The sequence below is a fragment of the Kitasatospora sp. NBC_01300 genome (assembly GCF_041435235.1).
Classification (GTDB): domain Bacteria; phylum Actinomycetota; class Actinomycetes; order Streptomycetales; family Streptomycetaceae; genus Kitasatospora.
Map to the genome: position 1 here is coordinate 6,069,289 of NZ_CP108408.1, position 15,455 is coordinate 6,084,743.

The window sequence follows — 15,455 nt, forward strand, 5'->3', positions numbered from 1 at the left end:
TTCGTTCGCCGGACCCCGAGGAGCACCCCGAACCATGCCTGCCGTCGAAACCCAGGCCGTCGATGTCCCGCTGCTCGCCGCCCAGGCCGCCATCTGGTACGCGCAGTCACTCGACCCCGACAGCCCGGTCTACAACACCGGCGACGCCGTCGAGATCACCGGCCCGCTCGACGAGGCCCGGTTCGAGGACGCGCTGCGGCAGGCGGTCGACGAGGCCGAGGCGCTGAGCGCCGTCGTCGTCACCGGCCCGGACGGCACGCCCCGCCAGCAGCCGCGCCCCGGCCGCCGCTGGCCGCTGCACCACCTCGACCTGCGCGCCGCGCACGACCCGGCCGCCGAGGCCGAGGCCTGGATGCGCGTCGACCTCGCCCGCCCGGCCGACCTCGCCGAGGGCCCGCTGTTCACCCACGCGCTGATCCGCCTCGCCGACGACCGGTACCAGTGGTACCGGCGGATCCACCACCTCGCCGTCGACGCCTACGCGTTGAACCTCCTCGGCGAGCGCCTCGCCGAGCTGTACACCGCGCACGCCACCGGCACCGAGCCCGCCGCGCGCCCGTTCGCCACCCTCGCCGAGGTCGCCGCCGAGGAGGCCGCCTACCGGGACGGCGAGGAGTACCCGGCCGACCGCGTCTACTGGGCCGACCGCCTGGCCGGCGCCGACACCCCGGCGACCCTGCCGGGCAGCCCGGCGCCCGCGCCGTCCGCGACCCCGTCCCAGGCCTCCCTGCGCCTCACCGCCGAGTTGCCCGCCGGCACCCGCGACCGCCTGGAGCGCGCCGCCGCCACCGCCCGCGCCACCTGGGCCGAACTGCTCCTCGCCGCCACCGCCGGCTACCTGCACCGCCTGGCCGGCACCGAGGACGTCGTGCTCGGCCTGCCGCTCGCCAACCGCCGCGGACCGGCCGCCCTGCGCACCCCCGTCGCCACCGCCAACGTCCTCCCGCTGCGCCTGGCCGTCCGCCCCGCCGACAGCGCCGAGGCGCTGCTGCGCCGGGTGGTCCGCGAACTGCGCGCCGTCCGCCGCCACCAGCGCTACCCGCTGGAGGACCTGCGCCGCGACCTCGGGCTGACCGGCGAGCGGCGCGCCCTGTTCGGCCCGATGGTCAACATCAAGGCCTTCGAGGGCGATCTCGACCTGGCCGGCCTGCCCGGCGTCGTCCGCAACCTCGCCGCCGGGCCCGTCGACGACCTCGCCGTCGGCGTCTCGCCCGCCCCCGGCGGCGCGCTGCGCCTCGTCCTGGACGCCGACCCCGCCCGCCACGACGCCGCCTCGCTCGCCGCCCACCGGGACGGGCTGCTGCGCTACCTCGACGCCCTCGCCGACCTGCTGCTCACCGCGCCGCAGACGCCCATCGCCCGGATCGACCTGCTCGACCCGGACGGCCTGCGCCGCGCCACCGCCGGCCGCACGGAGCCGCCGCTCGACCGCACGCTGCCCGAGCTGTTCGCCGCGCAGGCCGCCCGCACCCCGGCCGCCGTCGCCGTCCGCAGCGGCAAAGTCGCCCTCACCTTCGCCGAGTTGGACGCCGCCGCCAACCGCCTCGGCCACCGCCTGAACGCCCTCGGCGTGCGCGCCGGTGCGCCGGTCGCGCTCGCCCTGCCGCGCGGCGTGGACACCCTGGTCGCGATGCTCGGCGTGCTCAAGGCCGGCGGCGCCTGCGTCTCCCTCGACCTCGCCCACCCCCGGCAGCGCCTGGCCGCCGTCCTGGACGACGCCCGCCCGGTCTGCGCGGTCGGCACCGCCGAGGCCCTCGCCCAACTGGACCTGCCGGCCGGCCTGCCCGCCGTTCTTCCCGGGGACGCGGACGCCGAGCCCGCCACCGCACCCCCGGCCCCCCGGCCCCACCACGCCGCCTACGTGCTGCACACCTCCGGCTCCACCGGCCGCCCCAAGGGCGTCGTCGTCACCCACGCCTCGCTGGCCAACCTGTACGCGGGCCACGGCGAGGACCACATCGCCCCGGCCGTGCGCCGCACCGGCCGCGAGCGCCTGCGCGTCGCCCACAGCGCCTCGTTCGCCTTCGACGCCTCCTGGGACCCGGTGCTGTGGATGGTCCACGGCCACGAGCTGCACCTGCTCGACGACGCCACCTACCGCGACCCGGCCGCCCTGGCCGGCCACCTGCACCGGGAGCGCGTCGACTACCTCGACGTCACCCCCTCCTACCTCGAAGTCCTGCTCTCCGAAGGCATCCTGGACGAGGAGTGGCACCGCCCGGCGGTCATCGCGGTCGGCGGCGAGGCCACCCCGCCCGCCCTCTGGCAGCGCCTCACCGCCGCACCCGGCCTGCACCCGATCGACCTCTACGGCCCGACCGAGACGACCGTCGACGCCTACGCCTGGACGCCCGGCCCGGACGGCGCCCCGGTCGGCCGGGTGGTGCGCGGCTCCCGCGCCTACGTCCTCGACGGCTCGCTGCGCCCCGCGCCCGACGGCGTCGCCGGCGAACTGTACGTCGCCGGGGCCTGCCTGGCCCGGGGCTACCTCGGCCGCCCCGACCTCACCGCCGAGCGCTTCCTAGCCGACCCGTTCGGCCCGCCCGGCGACCGGATGTACCGCACCGGCGACCTCGCCCGCCGCCGACCGGACGGCACCCTGGAGTTCCTCGGCCGCGCCGACGACCAGGTGAAGATCCGCGGCTTCCGGATCGAGCCCGGCGAGATCGCCGCCGTCCTCGCCGAACTGCCGGGCGTCGCCCAGGCCGTGGTGATCGCCCGCTCCGGTCCGCAGGGCAAGCGGCTGCTCGGGTACGTCGTCCCGGAGGCCCTTCCCGAGGCGGCTCCCGAGTCCGAGGCCGTCCCCGAGACCGTCACCGGGGGCGCAGCCGAGCCCGCCCCCGCCCCCCGCGTCGCCCTCGACCCGGCCGCGCTGCGGGCCGCGCTCGCCGCCCGGCTGCCCGGACACATGGTCCCGGCCGCCGTCCTGGTCCTCGACGAACTGCCGCGCACCGCCCACGACAAGCTCGACCACCGCGCCCTGCCCGAGCCCGCCGCCGCCGAGCCCGGCACGGCCCCGGCCACGCCGCAGGAGGAACTGGTCTGCGGGCTGTTCGCCGACGTCCTCGACCTGCCGCAGGCACCCGGGCGGGACGCCTCCTTCTTCGACCTCGGCGGCCACTCGCTGCTGGCCGGCCGGCTCGCGGCCCGGCTGCGCGAGACCTTCGCCACCGCCGTCGGGTTCGCCGACGTCTTCCGCCACCCGACCCCGGCCGCCCTCGCCGCCCTGCTCGACACGCACCCCGGCGGCGAGCCCGAGGCCCGCCCCGCGCTGGTGCCCGTGCCGCGCACCGAACGGATGCCGCTGTCGCCCGCCCAGCGCGGCCTGTGGTTCCTGCACCGGCTCCAGGGCCCCAGCCCCACCTACAACATCCCGCTCGCCCTCACCCTCACCGGCCCGCTCGACCGCACCGCCCTCACCCTCGCCCTCGGCGACCTCACCGCCCGGCACGAGGTGCTGCGCACGGTCTACGGCGAGGAGCCGGACGGCACGCCGTACCAGCGGGTGCTGCCCGCCGCGCCCGTCGACCTGCACGACGGCACCGAGCTCGCCGAAGCCGTCCGGCACGCCTTCGACCTCACCGGTCGGCCGCCGCTGCGCGCCACCCTGTTCACCCACGGCCCGGCCGAACACACCCTGCTCCTGCTGCTCCACCACATCGCGAGCGACGGCGCCTCCACCACCCCGCTGGTCCGCGACCTCGCCGCCGCCTACACCGCCCGGCTGGCCGGGCGCGCACCGGAACTCCCGTCGCCCGCCGTGCAGTTCGCCGACCACACGGCCTGGCAGCGGCAGCTGCTCGGCACCACCGAGGCGCCCAGCCCGCTCGCCGCGCGGCAGTCGGAGTACTGGCGCACCGCCCTGGCCGGCCTGCCCGACCAGCTGGAACTGCCCACCGACCGCCCGCGCCCGGCCGTCGCCGGCCACCACGGCGCCACCGTGCCCTTCACCCTCGACGCCGAGGCCCACACCGCCCTCGCCGAGCTCGCCCGGTCGGCCGGCGGCACCGTCTTCATGGCCGTCCAGGCCGGACTCGCCGCCCTGCTCACCCGGCACGGCTGCGGCACCGACATCCCCGTCGGCACCCCGGTCGCCGGCCGCGACGACCCCGAGACCGCCGACCTGGTCGGCTACTTCGTCAACTCCGTGGTCCTGCGCACCGACACCTCGGGCGACCCGACCTTCCGCGAGCTGCTCGGCAAGGTCCGCGGCACCGTCCTCGCCGCCCACGAGCACGCCGACCTGCCCTTCGACCGCCTGGTCGAGGAGCTCAACCCGCCGCGCTCCCTCGCCCGCCACCCGCTGTTCCAGGTGATGCTCGCCTGGCAGAGCCGCCCCGACGAGCCCCACCCGCTGGGCGGCGGCCTCACCGCCCGGATCGCCGCCGTCCCCAGCGGCACCGCCAAGTTCGACCTCACCCTCAACGCGGGCGAGCTCCCCGGCGGCGGCATCGGCGGCTTCCTGGAGTACCGCACCGACCTCTTCGACGCCGCCACCGTCGAAGGGCTCGCCACCCGCCTCGCCCGGCTGCTCACCGCCGCCGCCACCGCCCCCGACACCGCGATCGGCCGGCTCCCGCTGATCGGCGAGGAGGAGCGGCTGCGCGCCCTCGTCGAGTGGAACGGCACCCCGCACACGTCGGCGCCGCACGCCCTGACCCCGGACACCTCGGCCGCGCACACCTCGGCTCCGCACACCTCGGCTCCGCACGCCTCGACTCCGCACACCTCGGCCCCGGGCGCCACCCTGGCCGAGCTGTTCGAAGCCGCGGCCGCCGCCAACCCGCGGGCCGTCGCCGTCAGTTGCGGTGACGAGCAGCTCGACTACACCGAGCTCGCCGCCCGCGCCGACCGCCTGGCCCGGCTGCTGGCCGCCAACGGCATCGGCCCCGGCACCATCGTCGCCCTCGCCCTGCCGCGCTCGCTCGAACTCGTCGTCGCCCTCCTCGCGGTGGCCAAGTCCGGCGCCGCCTACCTGCCGCTCGACCCCGACTACCCGGCCGACCGCCTCGCCTACATGCTGGCCGACGCCACCCCCGCCGCCCTGCTCACCGACCGCGCCACCGCGCCCCGGCTGCCCGCCCACCAGGTGCCCCAACTGCTCGTCGACGGCCCGGAGTCGGCCGTCCACCCGGCCACCCCGCTGGCCCAGCACGAGCGCACCCGCCCGCTGCGCGCCGAGGACACCGCCTACGTCATCTACACCTCCGGCTCCACCGGCCGGCCCAAGGGCGTCCCCGTCACCCACCACAACGTGGTCCGGCTGTTCAGCTCCACCGACCACTGGTTCGGCTTCGGCGCCGACGACGTCTGGACCCTCTTCCACTCCTACGCCTTCGACTTCTCCGTCTGGGAGCTGTGGGGGGCCCTGCTGCACGGCGGCCGCCTGGTCGTCGTCCCGCACCTGGTCAGCCGCGACCCGGCGGCCTTCCTCGACCTGCTCGCCCGCGAACGCGTCACCGTGCTCAACCAGACCCCGTCCGCCTTCTACCAGCTCAGCGCCGCCGACCGGGACCGCCCCGGCTCCGAACTCGCCCTGCGCTACGTGGTGTTCGGCGGCGAGGCGCTCGAACTGGCCCGGCTCGACGACTGGTACGCCCGCCACCCGGAGGACGCGCCCACCCTGGTCAACATGTACGGCATCACCGAGACCACCGTGCACGTCTCCTACATCGCCCTCGACCGGGCCACCGCCGCCGCCGGAAGCAGCAGCACCATCGGCGTCAACATCCCCGACCTGCGGGTCTACGTCCTGGACCAGCACCTCCAGCCCGTCCCGCCCGGCGTCACCGGCGAGATGTACGTCGCCGGGGCCGGCCTGGCCCGCGGCTACCTCGGCCGCCCCGACCTCACCGCCGGACGCTTCGTCGCCGACCCGTACGCCGAACTGTTCGGCGAGCGCGGCACCCGGATGTACCGCTCCGGCGACCTCGCCCGCCGCCGCGCCGACGGCGTCCTGGAGTACTTCGGCCGCGCCGACCAGCAGGTGAAGCTGCGCGGCTTCCGGATCGAACTCGGCGAGATCGAGGCCGTGCTGGCCGCCCACCCGGGCGTCGCCGACGCCGCCGTGGTCGTCCGCGAGGACGCCCCGGGCGACAAGCGCCTGGTCGGCTACGCGGTCACGACGGCGGGCCCCGAGGAGTCGAACGGCGCCGCCGCCCCCACCCCCGAGGACCTGCGCGCCCACGCCGCCGCCGAACTGCCCGCCCACATGGTGCCCTCCGCCGTCGTCCTGCTCGACCGGCTGCCGCTCACCGCCAACGGCAAGCTCGACCGCCGCGCCCTGCCCGCCCCCGACGCGCCCGCCACCGGCGCCGGACGCCCGCCGCGCACCCCGCGCGAACAGCATCTGTGCGAACTCTTCGCCGAGGTGCTGGGCGTCGCGACGGTCGGCGTCGACGACGACTTCTTCGCCCTCGGCGGCCACTCGCTGCTGGTCGTCCGCCTCGCCGGGCGGATCCGCGAACTGCTCGGCCTGGACGTCGGCATCGGCACCCTGTTCCAGTCGCCCACCGTCGCCGCCCTCGACACGGCCCTGGCGGCCGGCTCGCAGGACGCCGACGCGCTGGACGTCCTGCTCCCGCTGCGGCCCGCCGCGCCCGGACGCCGTACCCCGCTGTTCGCCGTCCACCCCGCCGGCGGCCTCAGCTGGTGCTACACCGGCCTGATCCGCCACCTGCCCGCCGACCTGCCGATCTACGGCCTCCAGGCCCAGGGCGTCGGCGCCGCCACGGCGGCCCGGCCCCTGCCGCAGACCCTGGACGAACTGGCCGCGCACTACGTCGACCGGCTGCGCGAGGTCCAGCCCGAGGGCCCGTACCGGCTGCTCGGCTGGTCCACCGGCGGGATCATCGCGCACGCCGTCGCCGTCCGGCTCCAGGACCTCGGCCACGCCGTCGAACTGCTCGCGATCCTGGACGCCTACCCCGCCGAGGGCTTCCGCGACCTGCCCGTCCCCGACCAGGCCGAGGCGCTGGAGGCGCTGCTCACCATGGGCGGCTACGGCCCCGAGGACCTCGCCGGGCGGCCGCTCGAACTCGCCGCCGTCACCGAGCTGCTGCGCCGCGAGGGCAGCCCGCTCGCCGGACTCGACGACGCCACCGTGGCCGCCCTCAACCGGATCTACCTCAACACCAACCACCTCGTCCGGGGCCACGACCACCGCCCCTTCGACGGCGACGTGCTGTTCTTCCGCGCCACCGTCGACACCATCGACGAGACCCTGGTGCCCGAACTCTGGACCCCGTACGTGTCCGGCCGCATCGACAACACCGACGTCGCCTGCTCGCACAAGGACATGACCCTGCCCGCCCCGATCGCGCACATCGCCCGCGTGATCACCGACCACCTGGAGAAGTCCTCCGATGAGTGACGCCCCCGCCAACCCCTTCGACGGCGACGGCGAGTTCCTCGCCCTCGTCAACGACCAGGGCCAGCACTCGCTCTGGCCGGCCTTCGCCGCCGTCCCGGCCGGCTGGAACGTCTCCCACGGCCCGTGCGAGCGCGCCGACGCCGTGCAGTGGATCACCGCCCACTGGACCGACCTGTGACCCCTCCGGCCGTCGAGGCCGCCCCGGCGCGCCCCCTGCTCGCGGGGCGCGCCGCGGTGGTCGTGGTCTACACCGCCGCGATGTGCATGAACGGCCTGGACTCGACCATCGTCAACCCCGCGCTGTTCACCATCGCCGAGGACTTCGGGCGGCCCGTCTCGGCCGCCAACGCCGTCGAGACGGCCTTCCTGGTCGGCCTCGCCGTCGGCCTGCCGGTGGCGGGCTGGCTCGGCGACCGGTTCGGCGTGAAACGGGTCTTCCTCGGCTCCCTGGCCGCGTTCACCCTCGCCTCCGCCCTGTGCGCCGCCGCGCCCGGCCTCGGCTCGCTCGCCGCCGCGCGGGCCGTCCAGGGCGTGGCCGGCGGGCTGCTCACCCCCGTCGGGATGACCCTGCTGTTCCGGGCCTTCGCCCCGCACGAACGGGCCGGCCTGAGCCGGATCCTGATCGTCCCGACCGCCCTGATGCCCGCCCTCGGCCCGCCGCTCGGCGGCCTCCTGACCGAACACCTCTCCTGGCACTGGCTGTTCCTGGTCAACGTGCCGATCGGGGTCGCGGCCGTCGTGACCGGGCTCGTCGGCCTGCGCGCGGCGGACGAGCCCCCGGCCGGCCGCTTCGACACCACCGGCTTCCTGCTCGCCACCCCCGGCCTCGGACTGCTCACCTACGCGCTCGGCTTCGGCCCGGCGCACGGCTGGTCCTCGCCGGGAGTGGCGCTCAGCGGCGTGGCCGGCCTCGTCCTGCTCGGCATCGCCGTGCGCCACCAACTCCGCGCCGCCGAACCGCTGGTGGACCTGCGACAGCTCGCCGACCGCACCTTCGGCACCGCCACCTGGCTGGCCCTGCTCACCTCGGCCGGCCTGATGGGCGCGCTGTTCGTCCTCCCGCTGCTCTACCAGGCCGCCCTCGGGGCCTCGGCCCTCGACGCCGGGCTGAGCGTCTTCCCCGAGGCGATCGGCCTGATGGCCGCCTCCCAGGTGGTCGACCGCCTGCTGCCCCGGTTCGGCCCCCGCCGCCTCGCGCTGCCCGCGCTGCTGCTCGCCGCCCTCGTCCTGGCCGCCCTCGGCTTCGCCGAGAACCCCTGGGCCGTACGGGCGCTGATGTTCGCGGTCGGGCTCGTCCTGGGCACCGCCGTGCTCACCGTCCAGATCGCCGGCTTCGCCGACGTCCCCGGGCCCGCGATGGGCCGCGCCATGGGCCTGTTCACCATCGTCCGCACCCTCGGCGGCGCCCTCGGCATCGCCGCCACCGCCGCCCTCATCGGCGCCCTGGACACCGACGGCGGCTCACCCGGCCCCTACCGCCTCGCCCTCCTGCTCACCGCCGCCCTGGTCGCCGCCGGCACCCTCCTCACCGCCCGCCTCCCCCGGGAGGCGCCGGGACCACCCCCCGTCGACTGAACAGCCACGCCGCACCCCGCGATCGCGGGGTGCGGCGTCAGCTCGTTGGGCGCGGCCTTCTGGGCTCAGGCGCTCGGCCAGAGGATCAGGTCGGGCAGGGCGTGCCGGCGCGGCCGGTCGCCGAGGTCGGCGAGTGCGGTGCGGATGGCCCGGAGGTGTCCGACGGTCAGCTGCAGGGGCGGCTCGTCGGGCTGGTGGGTCGTGCGGATGGGGTAGTCGACGCCGGGGGTGCGGGTCATCTCGATGTGGCAGCCGAGCAGGTGCGTCACCGGGCGGCGTTCGGCGAAGTCGATCAGCCGGTCGACGGTGCGGGTGAAGGCCGGCCAGTCGTCGATGTAGAGGCGGCCCGGGTAGACGGTGTCGCCGGTGAGCAGCAGGCCCGTCCACGGGTCGTAGTAGGTGACGGCCGCCGGGTGGTGGCCCGGGGTGGCCAGGCATTCGAGCACCCGGCCGCCGCCCAGGTCCACCCGCGCGACGGCGTCCGGGTCCTGGTCGAAGCCGAAGTACGGCCAGGCCGTGGCCGGGTCGGCGCCGACCAGGGTCGTCGCGGGCCGGTCGGCGAACTGCCCGTCGCCCGCGACGTGGTCGCCGTGCGGGTGGGTGTGCAGGACGAGCAGTCCGTAGCCGTCGCGGGGGTGGTCGGCGAGCCACCGGTCGATGAGCCCGTCGACCACGGTGCGCAGCGGGAAGTACGCGGCGGAGGCGGTGGCCCCGGTGTCGATCAGGACCGCCCGCTCGCCCCCGAACAGCAGGAACAGGAACGGCGCCTCGTAGTTGACCGCCTTGTTCTGCCGCAGGATGACGGTGTGCTCGTCGTACGCGTGGACCTGGATGTCCGGGTCCGTGTTGTGCTTCGCGGACGGGGACCCGTGGATCCACCGCACGTCGAGCGGACGGGCGATCGGGGCACCGGCGGCCATGACGTCTCCTTCGGTGCGTCGTCTTGGCGGGCCGGGTACGGCGCACATCTCGTCCGGGGCGGTCACCGGCGCGCCGCCACCGGGACGCTAGCACGCCCCCGTCGCCGCGCGCCGGTCCGCCGATCCGGTGGGGACCGTCAGGCACCCCCGAGCAGGTGCGCCAGCCCGTCCGCCAGCCCGCCGCGCCAACAGGCGTAGTCGTGGCCGCCGTTGAACTCGCGGTACGCGAGGTCGTAGCCGCGGGCGGTGAGGACGTCGCGCAGGTGGCGGTTCTGCGGGAGCAGCATCCACTCCTGGAGGCCGACCTCGACGTAGAACCGGGCCTCCCGCCGCTGCTCGCGGGCGAATTGGCGGGTCAGCCACTCACTGCCCTCGTCGAACTCGGTCTCGTCCGGCCACCAGAAGGAACCGGACTGGCAGAGCGCGCCGCCGAAGCGGTCGGGGCGCCGGAACGCGGCGAAGGCGGCGGTGAGGCCGCCCGCGCTCTGGCCGGCGATGACGGTGTCGGCCGGGTCGGTGGTGGTGCCGAACTCCGCCGCCGCCCAGGGGAGGAGGCGGTCGGCGAGGAGGTCGACGAAGGCCGGGTTGCAGCTGAGGTCGTCGGGGCGGCAGGGGCCCATGGTGTGGACGAGCAGGGCGACGGTGGGCGGGATGGCGCCGTCCGCCGTCAGGTTGTCGAGGGTGTCGCCGACCGACAGCACCTCGCCCCACATCTCGCCGTCCAGCAGCACGGCCACCGCGAACGGCCCGTCACCGGCGGAGGGCCCGCCCCCGGCGGGGAGGTGGACGTCCACCCGCCGCCCGGCCACCTCGTGGGCCACCGTTCGCCCGCGCGGCACGCCGTCGCGCCGCCGGACGTACGGCTGGGCGGGGGCGTCGGGCAGGCTGAGCACGGACGACGGGTGGCGCCCGTCGCGGGCGGGCAGCCGGGGGGCGGCGTCGTGCGGGTCGGGGCGGGCGTGGTCGAGGACGCGCAGCCAGTCCGCCCGGGCGGTGCCGGGGGCGTCCCCCCGGAACGGGTACAGCTGGTAGGACGCCCGGTGGTCGGCGCGCAGCCGGTAGGTGATCGACCAGCGGCCGTCGTCGCGGCGGGTCATCAGGTGCGGGGCGAGGTCGCCGGCGTGCCGGTCCTTGTCGGTGACGGTGTGCAGGAGGGCGAGCACGCCGTCGCAGGACGCGTCCTCGTGCACGAAGGTGACCAGGCGGTAGGCGGGGTCGGCCGGATCGGGCTCGACGAGGGGAAGGGTTTCCATCTGCGGGACTCCTCGGGGAGGTTAGGCGGGGGTGCCCTTGCGGCCGAGCAGCACCCAGAGCAGGAAGGGGCCGCCGAGGACGGTGGTGACGATGCCGACGGGGATCTCCACCCCGCCGATCAGCACCCGCCCCACGGTGTCGGCGAGTACGACGAGGACGGCGCCGGTCAGTGCCGAGCCGAGGACCGGCACGCGCGCCGGCCCGGCCAGCCGCCCGGCGATCACGGGCGCGGCCAGCGCGACGAAGCCGACCGGCCCGCACACGCCGACGGCCAGCCCGGCCAGCGCGACGGCCAGCAGCAGGCAGCCGAGCCGGACCCGGCCCGGGTCGACGCCCAGCGAGGCGGCCACGCTGTCGTCGAAGCGGAGCACCGCCAGCCGCCGGGCCACCGCCAGCGCGAGCGGCACGAGCACGGCCAGCCCGATCAGGACCGGGGTGGCGATGGCGTAGTCCCGCCCGTTGAGGCTGCCGGAGGTCCAGACGTACAGCGAGCCGGCCGAGTTGAGCGAGCGGCGGGCGAGCGCGACCTGGATGACGGCCGAGGCGAGCGCGGACATCGCGAGGCCGACGACCAGCACCCGGTAGCCCTGCGCGCCGAGCCCGCCGGAGACCAGGGTGACGACCAGGACGGCGGCCAGCGCGCCGAGCGGGCCGGCCCACCAGGCGCCGAAGGTGCCGGAGACGGTGGCGGAGATCAGGACGGCGGCGGTGGCGCCGTCGTTGACGCCGAGCAGTTCGGGGGTGGCGAGGCGGTTGCGGGCGAGGGTCTGGGTGAGGCAGCCGGCCAGGCCGAGGGCGGCGCCGGCGGCGAGCCCGGCGACGATCCGGCCGAGCCGGAACTTCTGCACCAGCAGCACGTCCAGCCGGTCGCCGTAGCCGAACACGGCCTGGAGGGTGCGGCCGAGGCCGAGTTCGCTCTGCCCGGCGTGGGCGGACACGACGACGACGGCGAGCAGCGCCGCGGCCAGGGCGAGCGAGGCGAGCAGTGCCCGGCGGGGGAGCAGCAGCGACCAGGCGCCGCGCCGCAGCACCAGGTCGGGTTTGGGCGCGGGCGGCTCGGACCGCCGGACGGGGGCGGGCTCGGCCGGGTCGGCCATGCCGAGCGCGGCGGTCCGGCGGGAGCGGACGATCGCGATCAGCGCGGGGGCGCCGACCAGGGAGACGATCACCGACACCGGCGCCTCGAACGGGCGGGCCACCACCCGGGCCAGCACATCGGCCCCGGTGAGCACGGCGGCGCCGAACAGCCCGGCGAGCACGGTGAGTTGCCCGACCCTGGGGCCGGCGACGGCCCGCGCCAGGAACCCGGCGAGCAGGCCGAGGAAGGAGATCGGGCCGGCCAGCGCGACGGCCGAGGCGGTCAGCAGGGTGACGGCGAAGGCGACGGCGGCCCGGGTGGCGCCGGGCCGGTGGCCGAGGCCGCGGGCGAGGTCGTCGCCGAGCGCGAGCGCGGTGAGCGGCCGGGTGGCGAGCAGGGCGAGCAGGAAGCCCACGCCGAGCACCGGGGCGAGCTGGCGCAGCGTCGTCCAGCCCTCCACCCCGGCCAGCGAGCCCAGCACCCACACCCGGTACCGGTCGTACGCCTCGGGCGAGTTGACGATCAGCACGCCGGTGAGCCCGCCGAAGGTGGCGCCGACCGCGGAGCCGCCGAGCACCAGCCGCATCGGGGACCCGCCCCGGGCACCCGCGATGAGCAGCACCAGCGTGCTGGCGAGCACGGCGCCGCCGAAGGCGAAGGCCAGGTACCCGTACGAGGTCTGGACGCCGAGCACGGCGATGCCGAGCACGACTCCCAGCGAGGCGCCGGCGTTGACGCCGAGCAGTCCGGTCTCGGCGAGCGGGTTGCGGGTGACGGACTGCAACTGCGCCCCGGCGACCCCGAGCGCGGCGCCGACCAGCAGGGCGGTGGCCGTGCGGGGCAGGCGCAGGTCGCCGACGACGAGGGCGAGCCGGCCGTCCGCGCGGGCGCCGTGGCGGTCCAACAGGTAGTCCAGCACCCGCCCGGGGCCGACCTCCCCGGCGCCGACGGACAGCGAGAGCGCGGCGAGGGCGAGCAGGACCGCGACCGCGCCGAGGGCGATCGGCCAGGCGGCGCGGCGGCCGTCCCCGCGCGGTGGCGTCGGTGGCGGCGGGGCGTCCGGCTCGGTGCGGGACTCCCGAGGGGCGCCCACTTGCGACAATGTCATAAGGTAAGGCTAACCTAATGAGCGCATCGTCCTGTGGGCACCGTCATCGTGCCGGGTCGCCCGGACGCCGCCCAACCCCCGTACCACCGCTGCCCGGAGGCACCCATGCCGTTCGCCCAGAGCCCGCTCCACCCCGTCCGCCGCCGTGCGGCCCGGGCGCTGGCCGTCACCGGGGCGGCCGCCCTCCTGCTCGCCGGGTGCGGCTCCTCCGGGTCCTCCTCCGGATCCTCGGGCTCCGCGGGCTCCTCCTCCGCCGCCGGCAGCCCGGCTGCGGACGCGGCCGGCGGCAAGCGCACCGTCAAGGACGCGACCGGCAAGGCCGTCGAGATCCCCGCCGCGCCCCAGCGGATCGTCACCCTCACCCAGGAGGACCTCGACGCGGTGCTCGCCCTCGGCGTCAAGCCCGTCGGCATCACCAACGGCCAGGGGCTCAACGAGCCGCCGGCCTACCTCAAGGACAAGGTCCAGGGCGTCCCGGTGGTCGGCAACCTGCTGCAGCCCGTGATGGACAAGGTCATCGCCGCCAAGCCCGACCTCATCCTGGCCGGCGACATGCAGGACGAGCAGATGCTCAAGCAGCTGCGCGAGATCACCCCCGCCACCCTCGTCACCATGGCGCCCACCGACGACTGGAAGCTCGCCTTCCGCGGCATCGGAAACGCCGTCAACAAGCTCGACCAGAGCAACAAGGTGATCGCCGACTACGAGGCCAAGGCCGCCAAGGCCGGCGGAGACCTCGGCAAGAACAAGGGCGCGGCCGTCTCCATCGTCCGCTGGAACCCGACCGGGCCGAGCTGGATGGAGAAGAAGCAGTTCGCCAGCGGCGTCGCCCTCGACATGGGCCTCACCCGCCCGGCCGCGCAGGACAAGGACGGCAACGCGCACAGCCCGGCGCTCAGCCTGGAGAAGCTCGCCGAGATCGACGGCGACTGGCTGTTCCTGTCCACCCTCACCGACGACGGCAAGACCGCGCTCAAGGACGTCCAGTCCAAGCCCGCCTACCAGGAGCTGGGCGCGGTGAAGAACAAGCACGCCGTCACCGTGGACGGTTCGGTCTGGTCCACCCGCGGGGGGCCGCTCGCGGCCGACGTGGTCATCGGCGACATCGGCAAGGCGCTCGCCGCCTCCTGACCGGTCCGCGTTCGCTGTCGGGCCCTCGTCCGGGCCCGTGCCCGGCCGGCCGGCACCTCGCCGGCCGGCCCGCAGCCCCCTCCAACCGAAGGAAACCGCGATGGAGTTGACGATCCAGGGCCTCACCGCCGGCTACGGCCCCGGCCGCCCGGTGCTCGCCGGCGTCGACCTCACCGTCCCGGCCGGCCGGGTGGTGGCCGTCGTCGGCCCGAACGGCTGCGGCAAGTCCACCCTGCTGCGGGCCGTCGCCCGGCTGCACCGGCCGGAGGGCGGGCGGGTGCTGGTCGGCGGAGAGGACGTCTGGCGGCTGCGGCCGCGCCAGGCCGCGCACCGGGTCGCGCTGCTCCCGCAGAGCCCGCAGGCCCCCGAGGCGGTCACCGTCGCCGGACTCGTCCGCTACGGCCGCCACCCGCACCAGGGGCTCTTCCGCCAGTGGTCGGCCGACGACGAGCGGCTCACCGCCGGGGCGCTGCGCGCCACCGGCGTCGAGGAACTCGCCGACCGCCGGCTGGACCGCCTCTCCGGCGGCCAGCGGCAGCGCTGCTGGCTCGCCATGGTGCTCGCCCAGGACGCGCCCGTCGTGCTGCTCGACGAACCCACCAGCGCGCTCGACCTCGGGCACGCCGTCGAGGTGCTGGAGCTGGTCCGGGAGGTCGCCGCCGGCGGGCGGACGGTCGTCATGGTGCTGCACGACCTCGCGGCGGCGGCCCGCTACGCCGACCTGGTCGTCGCCCTGCGCGACGGATCGGTGGTGGCCTGCGGACCGCCCCGCGAGGTGGTCGACGCGCCGCTCGTGCGCGCGCTGTACGACATCGACAGCGACGTGCTCGCCGCCCCCGGCGACGGCGCGCCGGTGATCGTTCCCCGGGCGGCGCCGGTGTGTTGACGATGCGTCAGGTCTGACCTGGCGGACGACGGGAGGCGGGTGGCGGGGCAGGCGGCGGGCCGCCTGCCCCGTTCACTCGTTCGACGGGTTTGCGCCCCGGAGGCCGCGGAACGGCCTCCGCGGGCGCCGCT

Annotated in this window: 8 protein-coding genes and 1 riboswitch; of the genes, 5 read left to right on the top strand and 3 right to left on the bottom strand. The window is 76.3% G+C overall.

All coding sequences use genetic code 11. From position 1 onward, the window contains the following. The first annotated feature begins 34 nt into the window (after window positions 1-34). From OG556_RS26615 to OG556_RS26625, 3 genes are read left to right on the top strand one after another with little or no spacing between them, the layout of a single operon-like run. Complete coding sequence (locus OG556_RS26615) at window positions 35-7,372, top strand: amino acid adenylation domain-containing protein (RefSeq protein ID WP_371520194.1); 7,338 nt, start codon at window positions 35-37, stop codon at window positions 7,370-7,372. Next, complete coding sequence (locus tag OG556_RS26620) at window positions 7,365-7,550, top strand: MbtH family protein (RefSeq protein WP_063349847.1); 186 nt, start codon at window positions 7,365-7,367, stop codon at window positions 7,548-7,550. Before OG556_RS26615 ends, OG556_RS26620 begins: the two co-directional genes overlap by 8 nt. Then, window positions 7,547-8,947: a DHA2 family efflux MFS transporter permease subunit gene (locus OG556_RS26625; protein ID WP_371520197.1), complete on the top strand. Its 1,401-nt coding sequence runs from the start codon at window positions 7,547-7,549 to the stop codon at window positions 8,945-8,947. The genes OG556_RS26620 and OG556_RS26625 overlap by 4 nt, the downstream gene beginning before the upstream one ends. A 65-nt stretch (window positions 8,948-9,012) precedes the next feature. On the opposite strand, the gene OG556_RS26630 is transcribed toward OG556_RS26625, so the two are convergent. The 3 genes from OG556_RS26630 to fhuB all read right to left on the bottom strand — a co-directional run bounded on the left by OG556_RS26630 (window position 9,013) and on the right by fhuB (window position 13,307). After that, complete coding sequence (locus OG556_RS26630) at window positions 9,013-9,867, bottom strand: MBL fold metallo-hydrolase (protein ID WP_371520200.1); 855 nt, start codon at window positions 9,865-9,867, stop codon at window positions 9,013-9,015. Between the two features lie 12 nt (window positions 9,868-9,879). After that, window positions 9,880-9,940: riboswitch (guanidine-III (ykkC-III) riboswitch) on the bottom strand. Window positions 9,941-10,004: 64 nt separating this feature from the next. Then, window positions 10,005-11,120 (bottom strand): enterochelin esterase, encoded by a 1,116-nt coding sequence (gene fes / locus OG556_RS26635; protein WP_371520203.1) that lies wholly within the window; start codon window positions 11,118-11,120, stop codon window positions 10,005-10,007. A 21-nt stretch (window positions 11,121-11,141) separates the two neighbouring features. Further along, on the bottom strand, window positions 11,142-13,307 hold the full coding sequence (gene fhuB, locus OG556_RS26640) for a Fe(3+)-hydroxamate ABC transporter permease FhuB (RefSeq protein WP_371520206.1): 2,166 nt from the start codon (window positions 13,305-13,307) through the stop codon (window positions 11,142-11,144). A gap of 105 nt (window positions 13,308-13,412) precedes the next feature. Here fhuB and OG556_RS26645 point away from each other — a divergent pair, with 105 nt between their 5' ends. After that, window positions 13,413-14,438 carry an ABC transporter substrate-binding protein gene (locus OG556_RS26645; protein WP_371520209.1) on the top strand — a complete coding sequence of 342 codons (1,026 nt, stop codon included), beginning with the start codon at window positions 13,413-13,415 and terminating at the stop codon, window positions 14,436-14,438. Window positions 14,439-14,538: 100 nt separating this feature from the next. Further along, window positions 14,539-15,324 (top strand): ABC transporter ATP-binding protein, encoded by a 786-nt coding sequence (locus OG556_RS26650; protein ID WP_371520212.1) that lies wholly within the window; start codon window positions 14,539-14,541, stop codon window positions 15,322-15,324. Window positions 15,325-15,455 lie beyond the last annotated feature (131 nt).